We start from the raw sequence: 1,736 nt of genomic DNA, 5'->3' as shown, positions 1-1,736 counted from the left end.
CTTTCCAGCACCGTTCGGGCTGAGCTTGTCGAAGCCCCGCGCCTGGCGGCACATTTCAATTCAGAACCGTATGGAACGGCTCGCTGTGATCTGGCCCTTCGACAAGCTCAGGGCGAACGGGCGGCAGCTCACAGCGGAATGTTTCCGTGCTTGCGCCACGGGTTCTCCAGCTTCTTGTCGCGCAGCATGACCAGCGAGCGGCAGATGCGCTTCCTCGTCTCGTGCGGCAGGATCACGTCGTCGATGAAGCCGCGCGCGCCCGCCACGAAGGGGTTGGCGAAGCGCTCCTTGTATTCGGCCTCGCGGGCGGCGAGCTTGACCGGGTCGTTCTTGTCTTCGCGGAAGATGATCTCGACCGCACCCTTGGCGCCCATCACGGCAATCTCGGCGTTCGGCCACGCCAGGTTGACGTCGCCGCGCAGGTGCTTGGAGCTCATCACGTCGTACGCGCCGCCATAGGCCTTGCGCGTGATGACAGTGACCTTGGGCACGGTGCACTCGGCATAGGCATAGAGCAGCTTGGCGCCGTGCTTGATGATGCCGCCGTATTCCTGGCTGGTGCCGGGCATGAAGCCGGGCACGTCGACGAAGGTGATGACGGGAATGTTGAAGGCATCGCAAAAGCGCACGAAGCGCGCTGCCTTGATGCTGCTCTTGATGTCCAGGCAGCCGGCCAGCACCAGCGGCTGGTTGGCGACGATGCCCACGCTCTGCCCTTCCATGCGCGCAAAGCCGATGACGATGTTCTTGGCGTATTCGGGCTGCAGCTCGAAGAAGTCGCCGTCGTCCACGGTCTTGAGGATCAGCTCCTTCATGTCGTAGGGCTGGTTGGCGTTGGCCGGCACCAGGGTGTCCAGGCTCAGGTCGGCGCGGTCGGCCGGGTCGCCGCTGGGGCGCACGGGCGGCTTTTCGCGGTTGTTGAGTGGCAGGTAGTTGTAGAGGCGGCGCAGCATCATCAGCGCCTCGACGTCGTTGTCGAACGCCAGGTCGGCCACGCCGCTCTTGGTGGTGTGGGTGATGGCGCCGCCCAGCTCCTCGGCCGTCACTTCCTCGTGCGTCACGGTCTTGACCACCTCGGGGCCGGTGACAAACATGTAGCTGCTGTCCTTGACCATGAAGATGAAATCGGTCATGGCGGGCGAATACACGGCGCCGCCGGCGCTCGGGCCCATGATCATGCTGATCTGCGGCACCACGCCGCTGGCCAGCACGTTGCGCTGGAACACGTCGGCATAGCCGCCCAGCGACGCCACGCCCTCCTGGATGCGCGCGCCGCCCGAGTCGTTCAGGCCGATCACCGGCGCGCCGACCTTCATCGCCTGGTCCATCACCTTGCAGATCTTCTCGGCATGGGTTTCGGACAGCGCGCCGCCGAACACCGTGAAGTCCTGGCTGAAGACGAACACCAGGCGGCCGTTGATCATGCCGTAGCCGGTGACCACGCCGTCGCCCGGGATCTTGCTGTCTTCCATGCCGAAGTCGGTGCAGCGGTGCTCGACGAACATGTCCCACTCTTCAAAGGTGCCGTCGTCCAGCAGCAGCTCGATGCGCTCGCGCGCCGTGAGCTTGCCCTTGCCGTGCTGGGCGTCGATGCGCTTCTGCCCACCGCCCAGGCGCGCCAGGGCGCGCTTCTTTTCCAGTTGCTCCAGGATGCTTTGCATGGTTCGTCCTTGTTGAATTCGTTTGCTATTTATTCAGTAGCTGCCAGCGCTTGCCCCACATGGGCTGCAAGCAGA

Annotated in this window: 1 protein-coding gene; it reads right to left on the bottom strand. The window is 64.3% G+C overall.

The window, feature by feature from the left end; translation table 11 throughout:
- Positions 1-128: 128 nt before the first annotated feature.
- Positions 129-1,661, bottom strand: coding sequence for an acyl-CoA carboxylase subunit beta (locus QZH66_RS15720; RefSeq protein ID WP_305806835.1), 1,533 nt, complete (start codon positions 1,659-1,661; stop codon positions 129-131).
- Positions 1,662-1,736: the final 75 nt, after the last annotated feature.

It is taken from the genome of Stenotrophomonas sp. YIM B06876 (genome assembly GCF_030711595.1).
Classification (GTDB): Bacteria; Pseudomonadota; Gammaproteobacteria; order Xanthomonadales; family Xanthomonadaceae; genus Stenotrophomonas.
Note: the sequence above shows the minus strand (reverse complement) of the source record. Positions and strands in the feature narration are given on the sequence as shown.

What these genes read in the sequence shown, in the direction of transcription:
- QZH66_RS15720 (WP_305806835.1), bottom strand. Translation starts at nt 1,661, where the DNA reads ATGCAAAGCATCCTGGAGCAACTGGAAAAGAAGCGCGCCCTGGCGCGC.